Genomic DNA, 22,700 nt, shown 5'->3' on the forward strand with positions numbered 1-22,700 from the left:
CCAGTGGTCCGGCGACCATGCCCGCTTCGGGGCCGTGCCTATACTGGAAGGAGCACCTCGTGGGGAGCCTGTCGATGTTCGCACTCATGCAAAGCACCCGTACCCAGTCACTGCACCTGTTCAACGACCCGTCTACGGGCCTGAAAGCGGTTGTGGCGATCCACAGCGAACAGCTGGGCCCAGCCATGGGCGGTTGCCGCTACCTGCCTTACGCCGATGATGAAAGCGCCATGACCGATGCCATTCGCCTGGCCCAGGGCATGAGCTACAAGGCGGCATTGGCGGGCTTGCCGCTGGGTGGTGGCAAGGCGGTGATCATGCGCAACCCGCATGTGGAAAACCGCGCTGCGCTGTTCGAGGCGTTTGGCCGCTTCATCGATACCTTCCATGGGCGCTTCATCATTGCCGTGGACAGCGGCACCTCGACCCTGGACATGGACTGCATCGCCCAGAGCACCCCACATGTGACCAGCACCACGGCCTCGGGTGACCCTTCGCCACATGCCGCGATGGGGGTGTTCGCCGGCATCCGCGCCACCACCTCGTTCCGGCTGGGCAGCGATGACCTCAGAGGCCTGCGGGTAGCGATACAGGGGTTGGGGAATGTCGGTTATGCGCTGGCGGAGCAACTGCATGCGGTGGGCGCGGAGCTGCTGGTCAGCGACCTTGACCCAGGGCGCGTGCGCTTGGCGATGGAGCAGTTCGATGCAAAACCTGTGACTAACGATGCGTTGATCAGCACCCCTTGCGACATCTTCGCACCCTGCGGCGTGGGGCCGGTGCTGAACGGGCAGAGCGTAATGCAGCTGCGCTGTGCGGCAGTGGCGGGGGCGGCGAACAACCAGCTGACTACCTTGCAGGTGGCAGACCAGCTGGAATCACGGGGCATACTGTATGCGCCTGACTACGTGATCAATGCCGGCGGGCTTATCTACGTGGCGCTGACCCACCGTGGCGAGGATTTGGGCACCATCACCGCGCACCTTGCGCGCATTCCTTCACGGCTGACCGAAGTGTTTGGCCATGCGCAGGCGGAAAAGCGTTCGCCGGCGCGGGTGGCGCAGATGTTGGCTGAGCGGTTGCTGTATGGCTGAAGGTTGATACTGGCTTTGCTGGCCTCTTCGCGGGTAAACCCGCTCCCACAGGTACGGCGCTCATCGTGAGGGCGGTGTAAATCCTGTGGGAGCGGGTTTACCCGCGAAGCAGGCGCCGCCGATGTCACTCGGCTGCGCCACCTTCCAGCAACTCGGCCAACGCATCCGGCTGGCTCTTGAATGCCCGGGCGAACACATCGCGGTTCTTGGCCATGTAGATACCGGCTTCTTCAACCTGCTGTTCGGTCAGCGACGGCACCGCCTTGTGCAGCACTTCAGCCAGGCGCTCGGCCAGTTCGAGCATCTTGTCGTGACGGTCTGCTTCGGCCTTATCCATAAACAAGCGCTCCGGGTCGCGGCTGCTGCGGTACACCACTTCGACGGCCATTCATCACCTCTATGCCTTTTTGCTGGTTGTGTTGCGATTTACTGTATGGGTGTACAGTAATGGCAATGTTGGTTGGTTCGCAAGCAGAAATTGTAGCGTGGCCTAAATCGAGCGCCGCCCGCGCGGCGCATCGCGAGCTACGCTCGCTCCTACGTTTGTTTCGGGCCAGTTATTCCTGTGGGATTTGTGCGCGTACGCCTTGGCGCATGCCTCGATATCGCGTCGTACAAACAAGGCGGTCGCGCGCGTTGGCGCAGGCGTTACTGGCCCGAAACAAACGTAGGAGCGAGCGTAGCTCGCGATGCGCCGCGCGGGCGGCGCTCGGTCTCATAGACGCAGAAATTGTTGTGGCGAACACCTGTCAGCCTTCATGCGATCCGAAGGCGGCCACTCACTGTTTCATACCCAACTCGGCATCATCCATCAGTGCCTTGGCCATCGCACTCAGGTAATGCGCAGCCCATATCATCATCGGCTTCTCGTCCATCAGCCCGGTGATGGTCAGTTCGCGTACATACCCCATCAGTTCCGATGACTGCTCGCGGGCATCTCGACAAGGAATGCCTGGCTCAATTCGGAACAGTGGATGGGTGCCGTGTTCGCCTTGGTAGAAAGTGGTCTTGCCGACGGTGAACTGGGTGTCTTCTGTTGTCATTGTTCAATCCCCTGAAGTTTCTCGGCTGTCTGGCCCGGCCCTTTCGCGGGTAAACCCGCTCCCACAGGGTTATCACAGGCCTCAAGACCTGCACCGTACCTGTGGGAGCGGGTTTACCCGCGAAAGGCCCGCCAAGACAACACATCAATCAAGCCTTAGTGCGAAGTCCTGGGCTCTGTGGGCATCTGCACCTGAACCAATGCCGACTCAAGCAAAGCCCGCAGCGCCTCCAGTTCATGCATCGAGGTCATCATCAGGATCGAAGCCGGTGATCTGGGCTGAAGTAGCAACGCCTGATGCACCACGGTGGCTGCGCATAACGCGTAGTCGGTGGCCTGGATCAGGGTGTCTTCGAGGGAATGGGGGTTGTAGGGAGGATCGGGGACTACTTTCAGCATGGTTTGGTATCCATTTTTAGGGCCGCTCCCCACATGCTGTCAAACAGGTAGGAGGCAGCTGTGCACAGGTTGACAGACCGGCGGATACCAGAACCGGCGCACGCGAACGTGCCCCATGCACAGCCGCCATAAAGGACAAAGCCATGCAAAGTATCTCGTCGCGGCCTGTCAAAGCCGATCGCTGATATGCAGCGACCCGCCGAGACTAGAGCGCTGCCAATACGGCCGCAACGGAAAACAGGTGGCGAGAGTATCTTTGGGAAATGCCCTACAAGGAAGGGCTTAAATCTGATTTTTCCCGAAGCACGGCCGTGCATTTTTGCAACGCGCCACACCTCAAGGTGCCTTGCGGCAATCGGTCGTCTTCTCAAGACAGGGGCCTGGCCCTTTAACTGCATGGCACAAGCGTCACACGGGTGGCGCATCATCCTTAAAGTCGTATCGGGGAATGGAACATCGTGAACATCAAATGGGCAGAAAAACTGCGCAAGGGCCTGCACGGCTCGGCCGATTCGCTGGGCAACCTGTGCGTCGAGGGGTTTCATTACCTGGCGTTGTTCGGCATTGGCGCGATCACCGCCTATGCGGCGGTGATCACGTTCCTGGACATGCTCGGCAAGGGCGGGATCAGTGTCGATGACATCTTGCTGCTGTTCATCTACCTGGAGCTGGGGGCGATGGTCGGTATCTACTTCAAGACCAACCACATGCCGATCCGCTTCCTGCTGTACGTGGCCATCACCGCGCTGACCCGCCTGCTGATCGGCGACGTTTCGCACCACAAGGCGCCGGACGAAGGGCTGCTGTACCTGTGCGGGGGCATCCTGCTGCTGGCGTTCTCGATTCTGGTGGTGCGCTACGCCTCGTACCGCTACCCCTCGACCAAGGTGCTGGATGCCAACGGCAAGCAAGTGGACGAGGGCAAGTAGCCCTCAGTTGGCAACGAAATGGCGGGGCTCGTGGCGGGCGTCACGGGTCAGCGCAGCCAGCACCTGCATGGGGTTCTGGCTGAGTTCGATCGCAAGGCCCAGGCGGATGCTGTCGATCACCCGTTGCAGGCGCACCGGGTCGTTGCGCTGGGCCTGGGTGATGAGGCGCTTGGCGACCACGCCGGCGTCGTCCGACAGGGTCAGCATGATGCTGCCGTCGAGGTTGGCGATGCTCAGGTTGACCCGGTATTCGGGGGCGAATGCAGCACTGATTCGGTCGAAAGGGTTATTCATGCCTGGGGCCCTGCTAAGAATGTCTGCAGAAGTTGACCGGCCACCGCCAGGTTGGTTCCTGTCAGGCAATTAGCCATTATCGCAACTACACTCCTTGAATCGCAGCCGCGACGCATGGCCAATGGCCGGCAAAGGAGTGCCCGTGGTTCCCTCATCTGCTGCCCGTCAACGTGGCGCAATTGGCCTCATGGCGGTGATTACCCTGGGCCTTGCCCTGTTGTTCATGCTGGTGGTGATCGACAGTGGCCGCCTGTACCTCGAGCAACGCAAGCTGCAGCGCATTGCCGACATGTCGGCGCTGGAAGCGGCAGGGCAGTTTGCCGTGTGTACCGGCAGCGGGCCCCAGGCCAACGCGATTGCCCGCACCGCCGCCACACGCAACGGCCACGCGGCCAGCAACCCGCTGACGGCCAGTTGCGGGTACCTGCAGACCGGCGCCAACAGCTTGCGTACCTTCACCAGTGACAACAATCGTAATGAAGCCATCCGGGTGGATGTGAGCAACACGGTGCCCACCAGTGTTGCGGCGGGGGTGTATAGCCTGGCGCAGGGCAGTGGAGTGCCGTTGACCACGACCTTGCAGGCGCATGCGGTGGCATCGTCGCCTCTGCCGCCGCAGGCGATGTTGAGTATTCGGACCACGTTGGCGACCGTCGATTCGCGGCAGTCGGTTTTGCTCAATGCACTGCTCGGCGCCTTGGGCGGTTCCGTTCAGCTTGATGTAGCCGGCTGGCAAGGCATCGCCAGCACCCAACTCAATTTGCTTCGCTACCTCGACCAGCTGGCCATCGACCTCAAGCTCAAGGCAGGCGACTACCAGCAATTGCTCACCGCCAACGCCACCGCTACGCAATTGCTGCAAGCGGCGGTAAAGGTGCTGCAGCAGAGCGGTGCAGCGGCAAATGTGGTGACCAACCTTGGCAAGCTGGCCCTGGGTGCCAGCAACAGTACGTTGCTGCAACTGGGGGACTTGCTCGACATTCAGAACGGTACGGCGCAGGCCGGGCTGGATGCCAATATTCAGTTGCTGCAATTGGTGCAGGGGGTCATTCAGCTGGCGGTCAGCGAAAGTGCGGCAACGGTGGATTTGCCGATAACCGTGCTGGGGCTGGTCAATGGCCGGGTGCGTCTGAAGGTGATCGAGCCTCAGCAGATTTCGGCGGTGGGCGACCCGCGCAAGGATGAGTTGCGGGTGCATACCGCACAGGTACGGGCGATGATTTCGCTGGAGTTGCCGTTGCTGGATTCGGTGTTCGGGCTCGCTAACGCAGTGCTTGACCTGGTGTCGCCGCTGACCAATGTGATCAATAACCTCCTGAGCCTGAACCTGGCCAGCACGTTGCAATCGGTACTCTGCCTGGTGGGCATACCCTGCACGGTCAGTGACATCGTTCTGGTGCCGGATAAACTGTCGCTGGATATAGGGCTGGAGGTCGCCGAGGCCACCACGCGTCTCAACCCCCAGTCGCCCGATACGTTCAGTTGCTCACCCAAGCGTCTGACGACGCAGACCCAGAGCTCAGCGGCCAAGGTCGCAGTCGGGCGTTTTGAGTCCCCCAATGCGTTCTTCACTAATGGCACCACGGCTGTCAAAGCTTTGCCGTTGGTAGACATTGGTACCAAGCGATGCACCCGGCTTTTGATCCTGCCTGCAACCTGTGAGGCCCGTATCCCCTTCGTCGGCGGCGGCCTCGGCCTGCGGGTCAACAGCAAGCTGCTGGGCAGCGGTGCCGTCGAACGCCCGCTGATCTTCCAGGCGCCCAACAGCACCCCACCAAACATTGGCCTTGCCCCCGCTTACCAAAGCATGCAAACCGCCAACAGCAACGTGGTCGGCAGCCTCTCCGACACGTTACTAGGCATACAACTGGAAGCTTACAAACCCACCGCCAATAGCGGCCTCGGCGACGTGCTGGTGATCGTTGGCAGCGTACTTAGCGGCGTCAAGGCCATTGTCGAACCCCTGATCAAGAACCTGCTCAGCCCGTTGCTCGATCCAATAATCAACGTGCTGCTGAAGGTATTGGGCATCGACCTGGTCAACGCCGAAGTCGGCGCCAACCTCAGTTGCTCCGGCGGCCGCGCTCAGCTGGCGCTGTAGAGCGGCAACCACACCCGCAAGCACGCACCCTCGTTGCTGTTGTGCGCTTCCAGCCGGCCGCCCATTGCCTCGACGATGCTGTGGCTGACCGACAAGCCAAGGCCGGTGCCCATGCCGGCGGGCTTGGTGGTGAAGAACGGTTCGAAGATGCGTTCGAGCAGGCGCGGGTCGATGCCGCCGCCGTTGTCCTCCACCTGCAGGCACAGTTGCCCTTCCTCGACGCGCTGGCTCACGCTGATCCGCGGCTTGGCAACCCGCCGTTCGAGCAGCGCATCGCGGGCGTTGACCAGCAGGTTGATCAGTACCTGTTCGAGCTGGTCTTCATGGCCCAGCACTTCCGGGCACAGGTCGGGTTCTTCGATGTGCAATGCCACGCCTTTGCCGCTCAACCCTTCCGCCAGCAACCCCAGCGCACCGTGCACCGCTACCCAGGCAGCGAACACATGCTGTTCGACTTCGGAGCGGCGCCCATAGGTGCGCAGGTGCTCCACCAGGTGCGCCACGCGCTCGACCTGGGCGTCGATGCGTTGCAGCTTGCCCGTCACATACTCGGCATCCACCTCACCGCTTTCCAGGCGCTTGAGGGTATTGACCAGTGCCAGGCGCATGGTGCTCAACGGCTGGTTGATTTCATGCACCAGACCCGTTGCCAGTTCGCCCAAGGTGGCCATCTTGGCCCCTTGCAGCAGTTGCTGCTGGCTGTGGCGTACTTCAGTGTTGTCGCGCCCTACCGCCTGCACTTCCTGCAACTGGCCGTGCTCATCGAACAGGCCGCGCTCGGCCCACACCCACCAGGCTGTTCTGCGCCCGGGCAGTTGCAGGCAGATTTCGGCACTGGCCAAGGGTTGCTCCGGCGTCAACCGCGCCAGGCGCTGGAGAAAGGCCGCCCGTTGGCTGTCGGATAGCCACTGGCCAAGGTTCATGCCCGTCAATTGTTGCGGCGCGCACTCCAGCTGTTCGGCAAGCGGGTGGTTGCCAAACAGCAGTTCAAGGTCTGGGCGGTAGCGGCAGATCATGGCCGGCGAGTCTTCTACCAGCACCCGGTAGCGTTCCTCGCTCTGGCGCACCTGTTCGGCCGCCTCGGTCGCTTCGCTGACGTCCAGCCACAGGCCGACTACCTCGACAGGCTGGCCCAGGTCGTCACGCAGCAGGCGGGCTTCGTCCAGTATCCAGTGGTAGCGGCCAAGGTGGTCGCGCAGGCGGTAGCGGCTGCGGGCCTGGCCGTCGCGCAACAGCGTGCGGGTGCGTTCCAGCCACAACCAGCGGTCGTCGGGGTGCAGCGTCTGGCCTGGCTGGCGGGCCTGTTCGCTGTCCACCTCCCAACCCAGCAGTGGCGTCAGGCTGGCGCTGAAGAATTCACTGTGCAGTGCGCCTTCGGCATAGCGCTGGACGTAAATCACTGCCGGCGAGCTGGCGATCAGGTTTTCCAGGCGGGCGCGCGCGGCCCCGGCCTGTAGCTCCTGGGCCTTCAATGCGCTGATATCGAGCAGAAATCCTTGTACCTGGCGGCCTTGCACCTGGCCTACCCACTGTAGCCAGCGCGGGCTGGCCAGGCTGTTGGCGGGCAGAAGGCGCAGGCTCAGGTTCAAGGCGATGCCTTCGCGCAGTTGCTCCAGCGCCATGCGTGCGGCTTCGCGGTCGGCCGGGTGCACCCGGCCCAGCCATTGCTCGGCCGTGGCTTCAGGCGGTACGCCCAGGCGCAAGGCCAGGGCCGGGTCAAACTGCAGCGGCCCCTGCAGGGGCCATGACCACCAGCCAGCGCCCAGTTGCTGTTGCAGTTCATCCAGGTGGCGTGAACGTTGCCGCAACTGCTGCTGGCGCAAGCGAGTGAGCAGGGGTTCGATCAGCGCTTGCAGCAGGGCAGCGACCGTTTCGCTGGTCGGCGGCCGTGGCGCGCCCGCGCACAGCAACCAGGCCTGCACGGTATGGCCGTGCAGGTAGGGCACGGCCAACAATGGCAAGCCGGCGCACGATGGCTGCAACAGCGGGTTTGCAGCAGCTACTTCGCGGCCCCGTGGCGGTAGGGTTTGCAGCCAGGGGCGCAAGCGCTCGTCCTCGGCCCAGGGCCAGTCGTTGTCGCTGCAGGTGTAGGTGTACCAGCCGCTATCACCCGGCAGCATCAGGCGCACAGAGCCGGCATGCCAGTGCTCGGCCAGCTGCTGCAGTTGTTCGGTAGCTGTCAGCAGCAGGCGTTCTTCGTCGCAGTCACGCAGGCTGCGGCCAAGCTCCGTTGCCAGCTTTTGCTGGGTCAGGCGATGGCCGTGCTGCTCGCGTTCGCCCAGCAGGTCACCGATATCGAACACCTGCAGCAGCCAGCCATCGGCCTGCCGCTGAAGCCAGCCACGGGTGTGCAGGGCAGGGCCGTGCACGGTGGCAAAATCAAGGTCCAGCGGTTGCCCCTGCCAGTCGGCGGGGGTGCCTTCAAGTACCAGCCAGCTTTGCCGTTGCAGGTAGTCATGCACACGCGGGGCGCTGTGTGAATTTGCAGGCAGCACTGTGCGCAAGGGCCCGGCCAGGCGCAGCACGTGCCCCAGGTCATCCAGCCAGAGTTGCAGCCCCACCGCTTGCGGGGCCGGCTCTTCGTGCGCGGTGGCCGGGCCGCCCAGCCAGCGATCGAACAGGCCGCTCATAGCTGCAAGCTCGCTTCGGCCCGCAGGCGATCGGGCAGGCGCGGCACCTCACCGATCAGCGGCAGGACCAGCATCGGCAGCACGTTGGTCAGTTTCGTTTTGGGGTAATTGATGGTCACGGTCAGCAATTTGTTGGCGCCCAGGGTTACCTGCGCGTCACTGGCGGGCTGGAAGTTGAACGCGGTGGGCATCCACTGCAACTGTTGGCCGATGACCTGGTGGGCCAGGTTCTGCACATCGGTGGTGTAGCTGGCGCTATTCGGGTCCAGGGCCACGCAGCGCCGCACGGCCTCGGCGCTGGCCTGGTTGAATGACTGCAGCATCAGCATGGGCAGGGTGTAGCTGACCAGGCCGTAGAACACCGCAAAAAAAATCATGAATACGGCCGCGAACTCAATGGCTGCCGCGCCTTTCTGCCGTTTTGCCGGGCCTGCTTTCATGATTGCGTCTACCCTGACCATGAATCCTGAGTAACAGCATAGAACCGATCGACGAACAGGGATGGCCAATTGCCTATACACAGCCTTGCAGTGCTTGTCTGGCTTGCGTTGTGCGCCGGTCAGGATGCCCGGGAGCGGCAGATTTCCAATGTCCTGACGCTCGGTGTTGCCGCCTGTGCGCTGGCCTGGTTGCTGGCCACCGGGCACAGTTGGCTGGGCGCCCGGGGCAGCGACGCCGCGCTGGCTTTCGTCATCGTCCTGTTACTTACGCTGCCTGGCTACATGCTCGGGCAGTTTGGGGCTGGCGACGTCAAACTACTCGGCGCACTGGCCCTGGCCACCAGCCTGGACCACGTACTCGGCACCTTCATCGGTGCCGGTGTGGTACTGGTTGCATGGCAGCTGTTGCGGCGCAAAGTACGCCAGCCCGGGGAGAAAAAGCCGTTTGCGCCTTTTTTGCTGGCCGGCTTTGCCCTTTCGCTTGCCTGGCTTGAGTGTCGCGGCGGCTGGTAGATCGAGCGCCGCCCGCGCGGCGCATCGCGAGCTGCGCTCGCTCCTACGTTTGTTTCGGGCCAGTCAAGCCTGTGACAGGCGTGCGCGACCGCCTTGTTCGTACGACACGATATCCCGCCATGCGCCAAGGCGTTCGCGTACAAATCTCACAGGAAAAATTGGCCCGAAACAAACGTAGGAGCGAGCGCAGCTCGCGATGCGCCGCGCGGGCGGCGCTCGATCTGCCAGGCGACGAAAAAATACCCGCGAACTAATTATTACGCTCTGCCATCTTGGTCCAGCGGTAGAACTCAGGGATTTCGTATTTGTAGGTGTCCAGCCAGCGCTGCATGGACTGGTCCCGCTCCCGCGCGGTTTGCACCTGCAGGCGCGTGGAGGCCTGCTCACCGCTGGACTGCACGCGCAACAGCCGTTCGGTGGCCGTCTCGTCCGGAGGGGCATGGCGCGGGTATTCCGCGGCCATCAACGTCGCGCTGCCTACGCAGCAGGCCAGCAGCATCACGTACCTGATCATGATCACCTCCGCGTATCAATTGACCATCATGTCCGGGGCCCTGGCCGATGCAATCGGGCCTCGGCCGCCGGCCTTGATCTTGCCGGCCCGCGCCTGGGCTTCGGCAAATTGCCCGGCTTTGAGCTGCAGCCGGCCGACCAGGTCGGTGGCCTGCTGCCAGTTGTCCTGCACCAGCGCCAAGGTCACCAGGTTGACCGCAGACAGCGTGTTGTCGTCCTTCAGTTCGATTGCCGTCAGCAACTCGAAGCGCGCCTGGTCATAGCGCCCCAGGTTCATCAGCACCACGCCAAGGTCGTTGCGCACCCGTTCGTCGGTAGGCGCAAGCCGTACGGCCCGCTGCAGGTTTTGCAGGGCCTGTACGTCGTCACCGCGGGCCGAGGCCAGTTGGCCCAGGCCGTGCTCGCCTTCGGCGGCCAGGCAACCGCCGAGCAGGCTGCGGTACAAGGGCTCGGCCTCGCCGAGGCCAAGCAGCCGTGACACCTTGGCCTTGCGCAGGCGCACCTGGTCGAAGGTGTCCGGCAGTTGCTGCAGGTGGGCAAGGCTGGCGTGCGGGCGACCGTCGTTGAGCATTTCGTCCGCCAGGTTCAGTGCCAGTTGCTGGTCGGCGTCCGGCTTGCTGCAACTGGCGGTGGCAAACAACTGGCGCAGGCCTTCGGGCTGTTGCCCGGCGCATCCGGTGAGCAACACCAGGCTTGCGCACAACAGGATTGTCTTCATCAATCAGTCCTCATGGGCTCAACGCCCGCGCCAATGCAGAAAAGCCTGGCCCGGCAAGGACAATGAGCAAGGCCGGAAACAGGAACACCATCATCACTGCCGACATCTTTGCCGACATCATCGATACCCGTTCTTGCAGGCGGGTCAGGCGACGGTCGTCGAGCAGCGCCTTCAGTGCCTGCAACGACTTCATCGCGCCGCTGCCCTGTGTCAGCAACTGGCGCAGGATCACGCAGGTGTCGGTGAATTCATCCACAGCCAGTAACTGGGCGACCTTTTCCAGCTCCGGGCCGAGCGCCATGCCCGAATCCACCCGTTGCAGCACCTGGCGCAGCTCTGCGCTGATGTGCGGGATCAGCGTCCGGCCTTCGTGGCTGAGCACGCGCAGGGCCTGTTCAACGGCCAGGCCGGTCTCGAAGAGAATCCGCAGCAAGGGGATCAGCAGGCTGACCTCTTCTGCGATGCGCCGCTGGCGACGGGCCGCAGCCACGGCCAACAGGCGCTTGGGCAGCAGGTAACCGACGCCCAGCGCGCACAATGGCCAAACCATCCAGCCGGCCGCGGCGCTGCCCTTGAAGCCCTGTTGCAACAGCAGCGTCAGCGCCACGGCCAGCAGCGGCAAGCCCAGCTGAAGTGCGGCAAACAGGGCGCGCTGGCGGCTGCGGCGCCAGCCGATACGCTCGAGCAGGGCCTGGCTTTCGCTGTCGAATTTCTGTAGCCGCTGCCCCCATTGGCTGCTGCCCAGCCAGTGCAGCCAGTCGCCCAGGCGCTCGTCGCGGGTCAGCCGCCCTTGCAGCCGTCGGCTCACCAGTACCCGCGCACGCCACTGGCGAACAACCTGCAAGCCAAACAGGCCGGCGGCGATGAACAGGCACAGGGCGCAGATCAGCAAGGCCATGGTCACAGGCTCCTCATCATGCGCCACAGCACCAGGCAACCGAGCGCCTGCAAGGCGAAGGCCAGCAACAGCATCATCTGCCCGCTGCTGTCGCGCCACATGGCCAACAGGTAATGCGGGTTGGCCATCATGAAGTAGCCGACCATCGCCAGCGGCAACGAGCCGAGAATGATCGCGGTGATGCGGGTTTCGCCGGTCATTGCCTTGAGCTGACGCACCCCTTGTTCCCGCTCGCGGATCAGCTTGATCAGGTTTTCCATCAGCTCGCTGGCATTGCCACCGTAGCGCTGGTTGATGCGCAAGCCGAGGGCAAACAGCCGCAGTTCGTCCTGCTTGTGCAGTTCGGCCAGCTCGCTCACGGCATCCTCCAGCGCCACGCCCAACTGTACGTTGCGCCGCACCCGCGCCATGGCTGAGCGCAGCGGGTCGCGGCTGCTGTCGATACCGCCCAGCACCGCGTCATTGAGGGTGCGGCCGGCCTTGAGGCTGCGAACGCTGTAGTCCAGCAGGCTAGGCAACTGCTCGACGATTTGCCGCATCTGCCGGCGGCTTTGCCAGCTCAGAATCAGGTACGCCAGGGTTGGCAGGCCGATCAGCAGCATCAAGGCGGCCACCCAGCCGGCAACGATCAGCGCCAGCAGCACCACGCCCAGCCACGCCAGCAACCAGCGTTGTGGCTCGAAGTCGATAGCCCCCAAGCCGGCGCGCTGCAGCAGGGAATCCAGCCATTCGCGCCGGGCGGTGCCATTGCGCACGATGCTGAACGCCCGCCCCAGGCGTTGCAGGATGCGCTCTTCGTGCCGCTTGTACAGGCCACGGCGCAGTAGCAGCAAGGCCACGCCCAGCAACAGCGGGGACAATGCCAGCAGCACGGGGCCGGTCACAGCAGGCCCTCTGCGTGCAGCTTGCTGCCCGCCGGGTTGGGGGCTTCGCGCAGAAAGGTATCGCCGCCACGGCGATCGAGGCGGAACAGGGTGTTGGTCACGTACACCTCATCGCGCACGCCGACCACTTCCAGCACCTCGCTGACGCAGCGTCGGCCATCGGGCAGGCGGGTCAGCTGGATCACCACATCCAGCGCCGCGCAAACCATTTGCCGCATGGTCTTTTCGGCAATTTGCCGGCCGCTCAGGCCGACCAGGGTTTCCAGGCGCAGCAGCGCATCCTGCGCGGTGTTGGCGTGCACGGTGCTCATCGAGCCATCGTGGCCGGTGTTCATCGCGGTGAGCACGTCGAGCACTTCGCTGCCGCGGATCTCACCCAGGATGATGCGGTCGGGCCGCATGCGCAGGGCGTTGCGGATCAGTTCGCTGGCTTTGACCTCGCCATGCCCTTCGGCATTTGGCGGGCGGGTTTCCAGGCGCACCACGTGGGGGTGGTGCAAATTCAGTTCGGCGACGTCTTCGATGGTCACCAGACGTTCGCGGGGCGCGATCATCTGGCTGAGGATGTTCAGGAGGGTGGTCTTGCCGGTGCCGGTACCGCCGCTGACCAGGATGTTGCAACGTTTGCCCACGGCGCGCTCGAAGAAGTCGAAGATGTGCTGGTCGATGGCGCGGGTGGCCAGCAGGTCGGCACTCTTGAGCATGTCCTGGCGGAACTTGCGGATCGACAGGCACGGGCCGTCCAGTGCCACAGGCGGAATGATCGCATTCACCCGGCTGCCATCGGGCATGCGCGCGTCGACCATGGGCGAGGACTCATCCAGGCGCCGGCCGAGCGGGGCGAGGATGCGTTGCATCACCCGCTCCACATGGTGGGCGTCGATGAAGCGCAGGTCGGTCTGTTGCAACAGGCCCGCCCGCTCGACGAACACCCGGTGCGGCCCGTTGACCAGGATTTCCGTGACGGTGGGGTCACGCAGCAACACTTCCAGCGGGCCGAAACCGGTCAGCTCATCCACCAGCTCTTCGGCCAGACGCTCCATTTCGTAGCGCGACATGGCCAGGCGCAGCCGCGCGACGTAATCGCCCACCTGCTCCAGCACGAACTGGGTCAGCGCCGGCCGTGCGCCTTCGAGCAGGTTGCGGCCGCTGTCCTCGATGGCGTCGATGGCAAAGCGGTGCAGTGCACGCTTTAGCGCGTAGGGGTCGCCGGAGGCGTGTTGCTGGCCTCCAAAGGGTTGGTCATTGCTCATTTGCTCCCCCAAAGCCGACGCAGCCAGGTAAAGGCCGGTGGTGCGAGGTTTTCCGAGCGCCGTGCCAGGCGTTCGCCCAGGCTGCGCAGGGCTTGCGTGAGGTTTTCACGCGGGGCCAGTTCGAACAGGCTCAGGCCCTGGTTTTTCACGTTCAGGCGCACTTCCGGGCTGTAGGGGATGGCCTTGAGCAAGGGCAGCCCGTAGCGTTTGGCCAGGGTATCGGCGTCGGGTGCAACGTTGTTCAGATAACGGTCCACCAACAGGCTGGCGTGCTCCAGCTTCATGCCGTGGTCACGCCACAGGTCGAGTACTTCAAGGTTGCGCCGGCAGTCGAGGATGTTCTGGTCGGTGTAGACGATCAGTTTGTCGCAATGGCTCACCAGTGTGCGCAGGGCTTCGCTGTCGGCGTGCCCGGTCAGGTTCACGACGATGTGCTGGAAGTGCTGGCGCAGGGCGCTTAGCAGCATGTACAGCTCGGCGGCGCTGGTTTGTTGCAGCGGGTCGTCGGCCTCGGCGTAGGTCAGCAGGCGCAAGCCTTTCTTGTCGCGGGTGAATGCGCTGTCGATCAGTGTGGTATCGAGGCGGCGCAAGTGGCGCAGGGCGTCGCCGAAGAAGAACGACGCTTCCAGGCCGAGCAGCGCCAGGCTGTCGCCACGCGGCAGGCCCAGGTCCAGCAACAGGGTTTGCTGGCCGCTCTCCTGCACCACCCGGGCCAGGTGGGTGGTGAGCAATGCCCCGTCGGCACTGGTTTGCACGCCGAACAGTACGGTCAGCCCGCCGAGGGCGGGGTTGCTGGCCACCGCCGGCATGCGCTTGCCCAGGCGGCGCACCAGCCCGGCCACTTCGCTGGCGCGCGAGCCATAGGCGACGAAGTCGCGGGCACCCGCGCGCATGGCATGCAGCACCAGTTGGTTGTCCATGCCATCGCCGAGGGCGACGATCGCCAGCATCGGCTTGGCCTCCAGCACCCCCTCGATCAAGGCGCACTGGCTGACCAGTTGTTCGCGGTCCAGGCCGATGAACATCAGGGTGCTGAAGGTGGCATTGACCAGCGCCAGCAGCTCGTCGAGGCTGCCGCCGCTGGCACCGATCACCTGGCCTTGCGGCGCCAGTGCGCCCTGCAGCCAGTGCAGGTCTTCCTCGTTGCGGGTGATGGCGAGGAAGGTGGGGTTCAGGCTCTCGTTCATTGGGATAACCCGCCTTGGCCATCGAAGTTGCCGTTCTCCAGGAAGAACAGGCGCCCCCAGCTGGGGTCGTAGGTGCGCAGGTTCTCGCCCGGCAGTTGCGGCAGCCGGGCGTTGGCGGCCAGCGGCTGGACCAGGTGCGGGGTGACGATCATCAGCAGTTCGGTTTCTTCGCGGCGCATGGCCGAGTTGCGGAAGAACGCGCCCAGTACCGGCAGGCTACCCAGGCCGGGCAGGCGGTCTACGGCGGAGCGGGTGTTGTTGCTGACCAGGCCGCTGATGATGAAGCTTTCGCCGTCGGCCAGGGCAATGCTGGTGTCGGTGCGCCTTACCGTCAAACCCGGCACCTGCGTGCCGGCGATGGTCACCACGTTGGTGTAGTCCAGCTCGCTGACCTCCGGCGCCACCTTGAGGGTAATCCTGCCGTGGCTGATGACGGTTGGTGTCAGCGCCAGGCGGACGCCAAATTCCTTGTATTCGATCGACACGTTGTCGCTGCCCGCGCTGGGCACCGGGATCGGGATTTCGCCGCCTGCCAGAAAGCTTGCAGTCTGGCCACTGAGCACGGTCAGGCTGGGGCGGGCCAGGGTGTAGGCGAACCCGCTGTTTTCCAGGGCGTTGATCATGGCCAGGAAGCGGCTGCTGCCGCCGCCCCAGACGATGTTGAAGACAGTGTCGTCGAGGGGGATCGACGGGGTCACGTTCGGGACCGAGCCAGGGCTGACGGACGTGCCGGGCACGGTCCCCGGCGAGCCGATCAGGCTGTTGTTCGAGCCCTTGAAGAACAACCGTGCACCGGCCTCCTTGAATTTGGTGCGGCGTACTTCCACGAAACGGATGTCGGCCTGCACCTGGCTGATCAGTTGCGCATCCTGCGACGGCAAAAAGCTGTCTTCGGCCATGTCGGCACTGGCCCGGCCTTTGACGAACACCATGGCCCTGTGCGGTGACGGCGCGCACGCTGTCCAAAGCATCAGGGTGGTATTGCCCTGGCCCACCGCGGTAATCACCACGCCGCGCTCGCCGCTGGCCTGGACATCGGCCACCTTCGGCTCACCCACGGCCACCCGGCTGATCGCCAGCGGCAGGCGCAGTTCCTGCTGCAGGCCCTGGTCTATCTCGATGACCGAGGGCAGCTGACTGATCGCCTCGCAGCCTTTGCCCGCCGCCTGCGCCTGGGGCAACAGCGCGGCCAGCAGCCCGGTACAACATGCTTGTCTCAAAAAGGAACTACGCATCGCTGCATCCTTGCCGGGTCAGGGGGTTTTATTCGTATCGTCAGCCTGTGCGCCACGGATGATGTGCATGGCGGGTATGGGTTTACTGGTCGCCAGGCTGGCAGCGTTGGCCACTGGCGACTGGGACAGCTGGCTGAAGCGGTAGAGTTCGCGGTTGGCGGCCTCCACCTGCGGTTTGGCATCGGCTTCGTTCCAGTACCGGGCCAGGCGTTGTTCATCGGCGCTGCGCACGGCCAGGCGCAACGTGCCGGCCTGGGCAGCCAGCATCAAACGGCTGGCCAAGGCCTCGGGCACTGCCAGCGCCACGGTGCGGGTGCCGTTGCCGCTCATGCTGGCCTGTTCGCGCCGGGCCTTTTGCTCTTCGGCGGTTTGTGCCGGGCGGCCATCGTTGGCCAGGCCCGTCTGCTCGCCGACGCTGAGCACGCGCAAGGCCGGCAGCACCACCTGGGCGGAGGATTGCGGGTTGTTGGGTTCTTCACGCAGGAACAGCAACACGTCCACGTAGTCACCCGGGCGCACTTGGCCGGCAGCGCCGACCACTTCGTCCACCCCGACTGCCACGGCGCGTTCGTTGGCGCGGATCATCCGCGCCAGTGGCCCGCCGGCCTGGAAGCTGGAGTCATCCAGCCAGGTGCCCGCGGCCAGTGGCCTGGCGCTGGTGCGCCCGATCACCTGGGCGGCTTGGTTGTAGGCCCCGGTGGGGGCAACCTGCAGGCGCTCGATCAGCACGTCGTCTTCAGTGACCGGCGTATGGGCGGGCAGTGCCTTGCGCAGCACGACGACCGCGGTGCGGGGTGGCTCTGGTGGCGCGGCGGGTGGTGGGGCGACGGCTGCAAGCGGTTGCTCGGCCGTAGGGGTAACCGGTACAGGCGCAGCCGCCGGGCGGCTGAGCACAATGCCCCAGTAGCCTGCCAGCAATGCTGCCAGCAGGAAGAATGCCGCCAGTATCAAGGTCAAGCGACTGCTCATCTCGGCCTCCCTGCACGCGTCGACTGATGGCAAAAAGTCACTATTTCGCTATAGGACGGTAGCTTAGCCATCGCCATTTGCCATGAGCCAGAGCGGTTTTTTTCGGGGTTGTGATTAAGTCGAGGCAATACAGAGGGTTAGCGGTTTTGCGGGCATTAATTCTCTTGAATTAATACTTTGTAATTAATCCTTTAATACATTTGCAGTCCTCCTCAGCTTGACGATGCTGATGGCAAATAGGTGTCACTTTGATACCGCCATCGCCGGCATGCATGCCGCAAGGAGCTGAGCCATGAAACTGTTCATTCTGCACTGCATGAACTTCCTGCATCGCAAGGACGGAGCATCCGGTATTGAATACGCGGTCATCGCGACGATGGTCGCGGTGGTGCTGGCCGCTTTCGTCGGGGACATCTCCACGGCGGTCAACGCCACCTTCACCACGATCAAAAATGCCCTTTGACCGGTGAACAGGAGCCAACACCATGCAGAACGCTCTCTCGCGCCAGCAAATCCTTTTGGTGGATGACGAGCAGGACGTTCTGCTGGAGCTGGCCGAACTTCTCGAGAACGAAGGCTTCGCCTGCCTGACCGCGACATCGGTACAGGCTGCCTTGCAACAGCTTACCCGTCACCCGGACGTTGCCTTGGTGATCACCGACCTGCGTATGCCGGAGGAAAGCGGTATCGGTTTGATCAGGCGCATGCGCGAGCATACGGCCCGCCTGCACCTGCCGGTGATTGTCATGTCCGGGCAAGCCGACCTGGAGGATGTCAGCGAACTGCTGCACCTGCAGGTGGTGGACTTTTTCCGCAAGCCGCTTTACCACAAGCGTTTGCTGACAACCCTGGAGAACCTGTTCCCCGTGCCCAGGCTGAGGGCAGTGAACTGAGGGAGGCCCTGAATGGCCTTTAACAAAAACGCCCGGCACTCGGCCGGGCGTTTTCATTGCTGGGGTCAGGCTTCCGGGTCGCTCAGTTCAAGGGCGCCGCGCTTGCTGCGCAGCTTGCCGTAGAAGTGTTCCAGCGCGTGGTTGAGCTTGGTGGCGGCACCGTCGACTGCCTGGTCTACCGAAGTGGCAGTGTGGGTCACGGAAATCGGTTGGTGGCCTTTGGGGCGAGCCTCCATCTGGCAGCGTTTGTCATGCGGTCCGGGCTTGGCGCCGTTCTCGTCGCGCAGGTGAACCTCGATGCGGGTGAGGTCTTCTTCGTAACGTTCCAGGGAGCTCTGCAGAGTACTGCGGACCCACTGATCGAGACGGGCGTTGCTTTCGAAATGGTTGCTGCTGTTGACCTGGATTTGCATGATTCAATCCTTATTCAGCTTGCTCGCATGGAGACGCGCCTAGGCCCTTGAGACCCTTGGAATTTCTGCGCCTCTTGACTCTAAGGTCAGGCAACCGCGGACCGAATTCAAGCCCTTTTTGAAAATAAATTTCTTGTTGCAAATCCATTGATGCATGGCGGAGTTCTGTAGGAGCAGCCTTGTGCTGCGAAAGGGCCGGCATGACTTCAACAGATGTTTTGTCTGTGCCGGCCTCTTCGCAGCGCAAGGCTGCTCCTACAGAGGGCAGGGCTGCATGGCAGTCAGAACTCTACCGAGGTCTGCACATACAGCGTTCGCGGCTCACCCACGTACTTGCCCTTGTTGTTGTCATCGTAGGACCGCGTGTAGTACTCGCGGTTGAACAGGTTCTTCACGCCCACCGCCACCTTCAGGTTCGACAGCTGCGCGCCAAAATCGTACCCGGCGCGGGTGCTGACCAGCATGTAGCCCGGAATGCGCCCGGTGCTGCCATCGGCGCTTTCGGTGCCGGTGTTGGCGTTGTCGGCGTACTGGCTGCTCTGGAAGCTGCCGTCCAGGTTCAGCTGCCAGGGGCCATCGGTGTAGCCCACGCCCAGGTTGCCCTTGTGCCGCGACGAGAACGGCACCTGGTTACCTTTGTTCGGCCCGTCCTCGCGGATGGTGGCGTCGACGAACGCATAGCTGGCGTGCACATCGAAGCCGGCCAGGGCCGGGCTCAGGCCGTCCAGTGCATAGCGGATGCTGGTTTCGATACCCTGGTGACGGGTTTCGCCGCGGGCGATCACCGAGTCGTTGGTCTGGTTGCTTTCGTACTGGTTGTCGAAGTTGATCAGGAACGCGCCGAGCTCGGCCTGCAGGTCGCCGTTGTCGTAGCGGGTGCCGACTTCCCAGGTGCGTGCTTTCTCCGGTTTTACCTCGCCGCTGCTCACGCGGTTGGGCATCTGGCTGTACTGCACGCTGCCGAACGAGCCTTCGGTGTTGGCGTACAGGTTCCAGCTGTCGGTCAGGTGGTACATCACGTTCAGCGCCGGCAGCGCGGTGTTGTAGCTGCCCTGGTAGCGCTGACCGTTGAGCTTGTTGCTCTGCTCGGAGTCGATCATCTCGTAGCGCACGCCCGGGGTGATGGTCCAGCGGCCGATGTCGATGCGGTCATCCAGGTAGATGGCGTGGGCTTCGGTGCTGCCACGGGTGTCGCGGTCGTTGCGGCTGGCGGTGGTCGGCAGGTTGCCGTTCACCGGCTCGCGGAAGCGCAGTTCATGGCCGGCTTCGTTGACGTAGCGATAGCCGATGCCCAGCTCGTGCCAGCTATCGCCCAACGCCAGGCCCTGCGAGAAGCGGGTTTCGATGCCGCGTACCCAGTACTCGCGTGGCGACAGCGAAACGAAGCTGCCCTGGTCCAGGTAGCCGCTGCGCAGGGTCTTGGTGAAGAAACTGTTGACGCTGAACTGGCGGTCGTCCTGCTTGTAGTCGTAGCCGAAGTTGAACAGCGTGCGGCGGCCCCAGAACTTGTCCTTCAGGCGCGTCGACTGGTACGGGTCGGCAGCGAAGTCGGCGGTGCTCAGGCCACCGGGCATGTCGGCTTCGCCCTCGTAGTACTGGGCCATGGCGTGCAGGCTGTTGGCTTCGTCCAGTTGCAGCTTGCCCTTGAGGATCAGGTCGTCGATCTGCGTGTCGCTGTGTTCGCGCCAGTCGCCACCACGGGTGCCGGAGTACAGCAGCGCGCCGCCCAGGCCGTTGTCATTGGTGCCGCCGACCAGCAGGTTGGCGCTGTTCTTGAAGCCATCGTGGCTGGAGGAGGGGCTGATCTGGTTTTGCATGGCGGCCTTGAACGTGGCCTGCTCGGGGATCGCCCGGGTGACGAAGTTGACGATGCCGCCGACGTTCTGCGGGCCGTAACGTACCGCGCCACCACCGCGCACCACATCCACGGCGTCCATGTTGCCCATGCTCAGTGGTGCCAGCGACAGCTGCGGCTGGCCATACGGGGCGAACGGCACCGGGATGCCATCCATCAGCACGGTCGAGCGCGATGCCAGGCGCGGGTTGAGGCCGCGGATGCCGAAGTTGAGCGCCAGGTCATGGCTGCCGGTGCCGTTGTTGTCGGGGGCGTTGACCCCGGGGATGCGGTTGAGCACTTCGCGGGCGGTGGTCGCGCCGCTGCGCTCGAACTCTTCACGGCGTACCACATCGCGGGCGCCGGGGTGCTCGAACACATTGTCCTGCTGCGCTTCTGCCAGCCAGTCGCCGACCACGGTGGAAGCGCCGAGCTCGACCGGGGCGCCAGCGGCAGGGCTTCCGACTGGCTGCAGGCTGAAGGCATTGTCGGTTTCCTGCCGCACCTGCAGGCCGCTGCCGCGCAGCAACGCGTCGAGGCCTTGGCGCACATCGTACTGGCCGTCCAGCCCCTGGGTGCTGATGCCTTGGGTCAGTTGCGAGCCGAACGAAATCAGCGCACCGCTTTCGCGGCCGAACTGGTTGAGCGCGTCTTCAAGCGAGCCGGCGGCGATGTGGTAGCTGCGGGTTTCGGCATGGGCGGCGGGCATGGCCAGGCCGAGCGTTGTGGTGAGCAGCAGGGCGTGGAGGAGGGGGCTGGGGCGCAACGGCATGGGTCGGGTCCTGAGAGAGGGGTTCTGCCATGTCTGTCACGCGAGGTTGGGAAAATGGCTCACTGGATTGAAAATAATTTGCCTGTACCGGCCTCATCGCCGGCAAGCCAGCTCCCACAGGGATATCACAGGCCTTGAGGGCAATGATTTCCTGTGGGAGCTGGCTTGCCGGCGATGAGGCCCGACCTGCCTTAACTCATTGTTGGCTCCACCGTCACCCAATATCGAGTGAAGCGGCGCACCCGAACCGGCAGTGCCACCTCCAGCATCTGCAAGATGCGCTCGCTGTCATCCAGCGGATACGACCCGGAAATACGCAAGTCGGCGACCCGCTCGCTGCACCCCAGCTGCCCGTGGCGATAGCGCCCAAGCTCGGTAAGGAAATCCGCCAGGCGCATCTGCGAGGCCACCAGCATGCCGTCGACCCAGGCGCCCACATTGCGGTCGAGCGCCGAAACCGACCGCCAGGCACCCGTGAAGCGTGCCTGCTGCCCGGCCAGTAACGGTTGCCCCGCAGCACTGGCCACACCCTCGAATACCGACACCAGGCTGTAGCCATCGAACTGGCGTACGTTGAAGCGCCCGCTGTCCAGGCGCAACGCCCCTTCGCCGGTACGCAGCAGCAACGGCCGGGCATCGCTGGCCACCTGCAGCGCCAGTTCACCCTCGAACAGCCGCACCCGGCGCTGTTGCCCGTCGAAGCGCACGTCGGCGGCACTGCGGGTGTTAAGTTGCAGCACGCTGCCATCTTCCAGGCCCATGCGCCGGCGCTGCCCCACCGGGCTGCGGTAGTCGGCCATCAGGCCGGGCATCGGGTTGTGCTGTTGCAGCCCCAGGCCGGTGGCACTGGCCACGCCCACCAGCAGCAATGCCTTGAGCGCGCGCCGCCGGGCGGGCGAGTGGGGGGCTTGCAGCGTCGCGTGCACCACCGGCGAGGCCACCCCGCGCAGGCGCTGGTTTACCTGCTGGATATGGGCCCAGGCACGCTGGTGCTCCTGGTCGGCCCGCAGCCAGTGTTCCAGCGCCAACCGCTGCGCCTGGCCAAAATCATCGCCTTGGGACTCGATCAACCAGTGCACGGCTTGCTCCGCCACTTGTGGGGAAAACGTAGCGTTCATTGGGCGAAGTAGCAGCGCATGGCCGCCTTGGTCAGGTAGCGCTTGACCGTGGCCAGCGATATGCCCAGTTCGCGAGCGATTTCACCCTGGCCAAGGCCATCGACCTGGGCCAGCAGGAAGGCGCGTTTGACCAGTGGCGGCAAACCGTCCAGCAGGCGGTCGAGTTCCAGCAGGGTCTCGAAGATGATCGCCTTCTGCTCCTCGCACGGTGCGACGTCTTCCGGCACCTGCGCCAGTGCTTGCAGGTAGGCACGCTCCAGTTCCTGGCGGCGAAAGTGGTTGCACAGCACGCGCTTGGCTACCGTTGCCAGGAACGCACGCGGCTCGATCAACTGTGGCGCCTCGCGGGCCTGCAGCAGGCGCAGGTAGGTGTCCTGGGCCAGGTCGGCGGCGCTCTGCGGGCAGCCCAGGCGGCGGCGCAACCAGCCCGTGAGCCAGTTGTGATGGGCGTGGTAGAGGCCTTCGACCGTGGATGTGAGCGCGCTGGGCACCGTGATACTCCGGCGCTGTGCAGCGCAACTGGTAGTAAGAATTGTTCGCATTGTATTGCAGGGCAGAATGCTCGGCAATC

The 22,700-nt window shown here is 63.9% G+C and carries 24 protein-coding genes; 6 read left to right on the top strand and 18 right to left on the bottom strand.

The annotated features are described in order from the left end of the window. Window positions 1-74: 74 nt before the first annotated feature. A complete protein-coding gene (locus ABOC32_RS07510; RefSeq protein WP_426810603.1) occupies window positions 75-1,094 on the top strand; it encodes a Leu/Phe/Val dehydrogenase in 1,020 nt (339 codons plus the stop codon). Window positions 1,095-1,218: 124 nt separating this feature from the next. Here the strand turns inward: ABOC32_RS07510 and ABOC32_RS07515 are convergent, their stop codons facing one another. The 3 genes from ABOC32_RS07515 to ABOC32_RS07525 all read right to left on the bottom strand — a co-directional run bounded on the left by ABOC32_RS07515 (window position 1,219) and on the right by ABOC32_RS07525 (window position 2,535). After that, window positions 1,219-1,482, bottom strand: coding sequence for a YebG family protein (locus ABOC32_RS07515; protein ID WP_016489064.1), 264 nt, complete (start codon window positions 1,480-1,482; stop codon window positions 1,219-1,221). Window positions 1,483-1,873: 391 nt separating this feature from the next. Next, window positions 1,874-2,137, bottom strand: a complete 264-nt coding sequence (locus tag ABOC32_RS07520) for a DUF3077 domain-containing protein (protein ID WP_085617830.1) — start codon at window positions 2,135-2,137, stop codon at window positions 1,874-1,876. Window positions 2,138-2,292: 155 nt separating this feature from the next. Then, window positions 2,293-2,535: a hypothetical protein gene (locus tag ABOC32_RS07525; protein ID WP_234227760.1), complete on the bottom strand. Its 243-nt coding sequence runs from the start codon at window positions 2,533-2,535 to the stop codon at window positions 2,293-2,295. A gap of 458 nt (window positions 2,536-2,993) precedes the next feature. Between ABOC32_RS07525 and ABOC32_RS07530 the strand changes: the two genes are divergently transcribed. Further along, window positions 2,994-3,464, top strand: coding sequence for a phosphate-starvation-inducible protein PsiE (locus ABOC32_RS07530; protein WP_426810604.1), 471 nt, complete (start codon window positions 2,994-2,996; stop codon window positions 3,462-3,464). Between the two features lie 3 nt (window positions 3,465-3,467). Here the strand turns inward: ABOC32_RS07530 and ABOC32_RS07535 are convergent, their stop codons facing one another. Continuing rightward, on the bottom strand, window positions 3,468-3,758 hold the full coding sequence (locus tag ABOC32_RS07535) for a DUF3509 domain-containing protein (protein ID WP_016489056.1): 291 nt from the start codon (window positions 3,756-3,758) through the stop codon (window positions 3,468-3,470). 142 nt (window positions 3,759-3,900) lie between these two features. On the opposite strand from ABOC32_RS07535, the gene ABOC32_RS07540 reads away from it, so the two are divergent. Beyond that, window positions 3,901-5,859, top strand: coding sequence for a pilus assembly protein TadG-related protein (locus ABOC32_RS07540; RefSeq protein WP_426810605.1), 1,959 nt, complete (start codon window positions 3,901-3,903; stop codon window positions 5,857-5,859). On the opposite strand, the gene ABOC32_RS07545 is transcribed toward ABOC32_RS07540, so the two are convergent. Together ABOC32_RS07545 and ABOC32_RS07550 are read right to left on the bottom strand one after the other, a co-directional pair. Continuing rightward, on the bottom strand, window positions 5,844-8,489 hold the full coding sequence (locus ABOC32_RS07545) for an ATP-binding protein (RefSeq protein ID WP_426810606.1): 2,646 nt from the start codon (window positions 8,487-8,489) through the stop codon (window positions 5,844-5,846). The two genes, ABOC32_RS07540 and ABOC32_RS07545, sit on opposite strands and share 16 nt — an antisense overlap. Next, window positions 8,486-8,929, bottom strand: a complete 444-nt coding sequence (locus ABOC32_RS07550) for a TadE/TadG family type IV pilus assembly protein (RefSeq protein ID WP_426810607.1) — start codon at window positions 8,927-8,929, stop codon at window positions 8,486-8,488. Before ABOC32_RS07550 ends, ABOC32_RS07545 begins: the two co-directional genes overlap by 4 nt. Window positions 8,930-9,004: 75 nt before the next feature. Between ABOC32_RS07550 and ABOC32_RS07555 the strand changes: the two genes are divergently transcribed. After that, window positions 9,005-9,442, top strand: coding sequence for a prepilin peptidase (locus ABOC32_RS07555; RefSeq protein WP_426811578.1), 438 nt, complete (start codon window positions 9,005-9,007; stop codon window positions 9,440-9,442). A gap of 250 nt (window positions 9,443-9,692) precedes the next feature. Here the strand turns inward: ABOC32_RS07555 and ABOC32_RS07560 are convergent, their stop codons facing one another. Genes ABOC32_RS07560 through cpaB form a run of 8 tightly spaced genes read right to left on the bottom strand, consistent with a single transcriptional unit; the run spans window position 9,693 to window position 17,099 of the window. Then, on the bottom strand, window positions 9,693-9,956 hold the full coding sequence (locus ABOC32_RS07560; RefSeq protein ID WP_426810608.1) for a DUF3613 domain-containing protein: 264 nt from the start codon (window positions 9,954-9,956) through the stop codon (window positions 9,693-9,695). A 15-nt stretch (window positions 9,957-9,971) separates the two neighbouring features. After that, entirely contained in the window at window positions 9,972-10,673 is a 702-nt protein-coding gene (locus ABOC32_RS07565) for a tetratricopeptide repeat protein (protein WP_234227754.1), read from the bottom strand. Window positions 10,674-10,683: 10 nt separating this feature from the next. Further along, a complete protein-coding gene (locus tag ABOC32_RS07570; RefSeq protein WP_426810609.1) occupies window positions 10,684-11,571 on the bottom strand; it encodes a type II secretion system F family protein in 888 nt (295 codons plus the stop codon). 2 nt (window positions 11,572-11,573) lie between these two features. Continuing rightward, complete coding sequence (locus ABOC32_RS07575) at window positions 11,574-12,455, bottom strand: type II secretion system F family protein (protein ID WP_043197906.1); 882 nt, start codon at window positions 12,453-12,455, stop codon at window positions 11,574-11,576. Further along, window positions 12,452-13,708, bottom strand: coding sequence for a CpaF family protein (locus ABOC32_RS07580; protein WP_043197908.1), 1,257 nt, complete (start codon window positions 13,706-13,708; stop codon window positions 12,452-12,454). The genes ABOC32_RS07575 and ABOC32_RS07580 overlap by 4 nt, the downstream gene beginning before the upstream one ends. Beyond that, entirely contained in the window at window positions 13,705-14,895 is a 1,191-nt protein-coding gene (locus ABOC32_RS07585) for a pilus assembly protein (protein ID WP_426810610.1), read from the bottom strand. The genes ABOC32_RS07580 and ABOC32_RS07585 overlap by 4 nt, the downstream gene beginning before the upstream one ends. Continuing rightward, the gene (locus tag ABOC32_RS07590) at window positions 14,892-16,130 is read right to left on the bottom strand and encodes a type II and III secretion system protein family protein (protein ID WP_426810611.1); all 1,239 of its coding nucleotides are present in this window, start codon (window positions 16,128-16,130) and stop codon (window positions 14,892-14,894) included. Before ABOC32_RS07590 ends, ABOC32_RS07585 begins: the two co-directional genes overlap by 4 nt. An 18-nt stretch (window positions 16,131-16,148) precedes the next feature. Further along, on the bottom strand, window positions 16,149-17,099 hold the full coding sequence (gene cpaB / locus ABOC32_RS07595; protein WP_426810612.1) for a Flp pilus assembly protein CpaB: 951 nt from the start codon (window positions 17,097-17,099) through the stop codon (window positions 16,149-16,151). Between the two features lie 292 nt (window positions 17,100-17,391). On the opposite strand from cpaB, the gene ABOC32_RS07600 reads away from it, so the two are divergent. Beyond that, on the top strand, window positions 17,392-17,562 hold the full coding sequence (locus ABOC32_RS07600) for a Flp family type IVb pilin (protein WP_016497973.1): 171 nt from the start codon (window positions 17,392-17,394) through the stop codon (window positions 17,560-17,562). Between the two features lie 22 nt (window positions 17,563-17,584). Beyond that, window positions 17,585-17,992, top strand: coding sequence for a response regulator (locus tag ABOC32_RS07605; protein ID WP_426810613.1), 408 nt, complete (start codon window positions 17,585-17,587; stop codon window positions 17,990-17,992). A gap of 65 nt (window positions 17,993-18,057) precedes the next feature. Here ABOC32_RS07605 and ABOC32_RS07610 read toward each other — a convergent pair whose 3' ends face one another. From ABOC32_RS07610 to ABOC32_RS07625, 4 genes are all read right to left on the bottom strand, one after another. Next, on the bottom strand, window positions 18,058-18,405 hold the full coding sequence (locus ABOC32_RS07610) for an HPF/RaiA family ribosome-associated protein (protein ID WP_019473941.1): 348 nt from the start codon (window positions 18,403-18,405) through the stop codon (window positions 18,058-18,060). Window positions 18,406-18,686: 281 nt separating this feature from the next. Continuing rightward, complete coding sequence (gene fecA, locus ABOC32_RS07615) at window positions 18,687-21,011, bottom strand: TonB-dependent Fe(3+) dicitrate receptor FecA (protein WP_426810614.1); 2,325 nt, start codon at window positions 21,009-21,011, stop codon at window positions 18,687-18,689. 191 nt (window positions 21,012-21,202) lie between these two features. Further along, entirely contained in the window at window positions 21,203-22,129 is a 927-nt protein-coding gene (locus tag ABOC32_RS07620) for a FecR domain-containing protein (RefSeq protein WP_426810615.1), read from the bottom strand. Next, the gene (locus tag ABOC32_RS07625; RefSeq protein ID WP_426810616.1) at window positions 22,126-22,671 is read right to left on the bottom strand and encodes a sigma-70 family RNA polymerase sigma factor; all 546 of its coding nucleotides are present in this window, start codon (window positions 22,669-22,671) and stop codon (window positions 22,126-22,128) included. Before ABOC32_RS07625 ends, ABOC32_RS07620 begins: the two co-directional genes overlap by 4 nt. Window positions 22,672-22,700 lie beyond the last annotated feature (29 nt).

The organism is Pseudomonas sp. WOUb67 (assembly GCF_050058005.1).
GTDB lineage: Bacteria > Pseudomonadota > Gammaproteobacteria > Pseudomonadales > Pseudomonadaceae > Aquipseudomonas > Aquipseudomonas putida_R.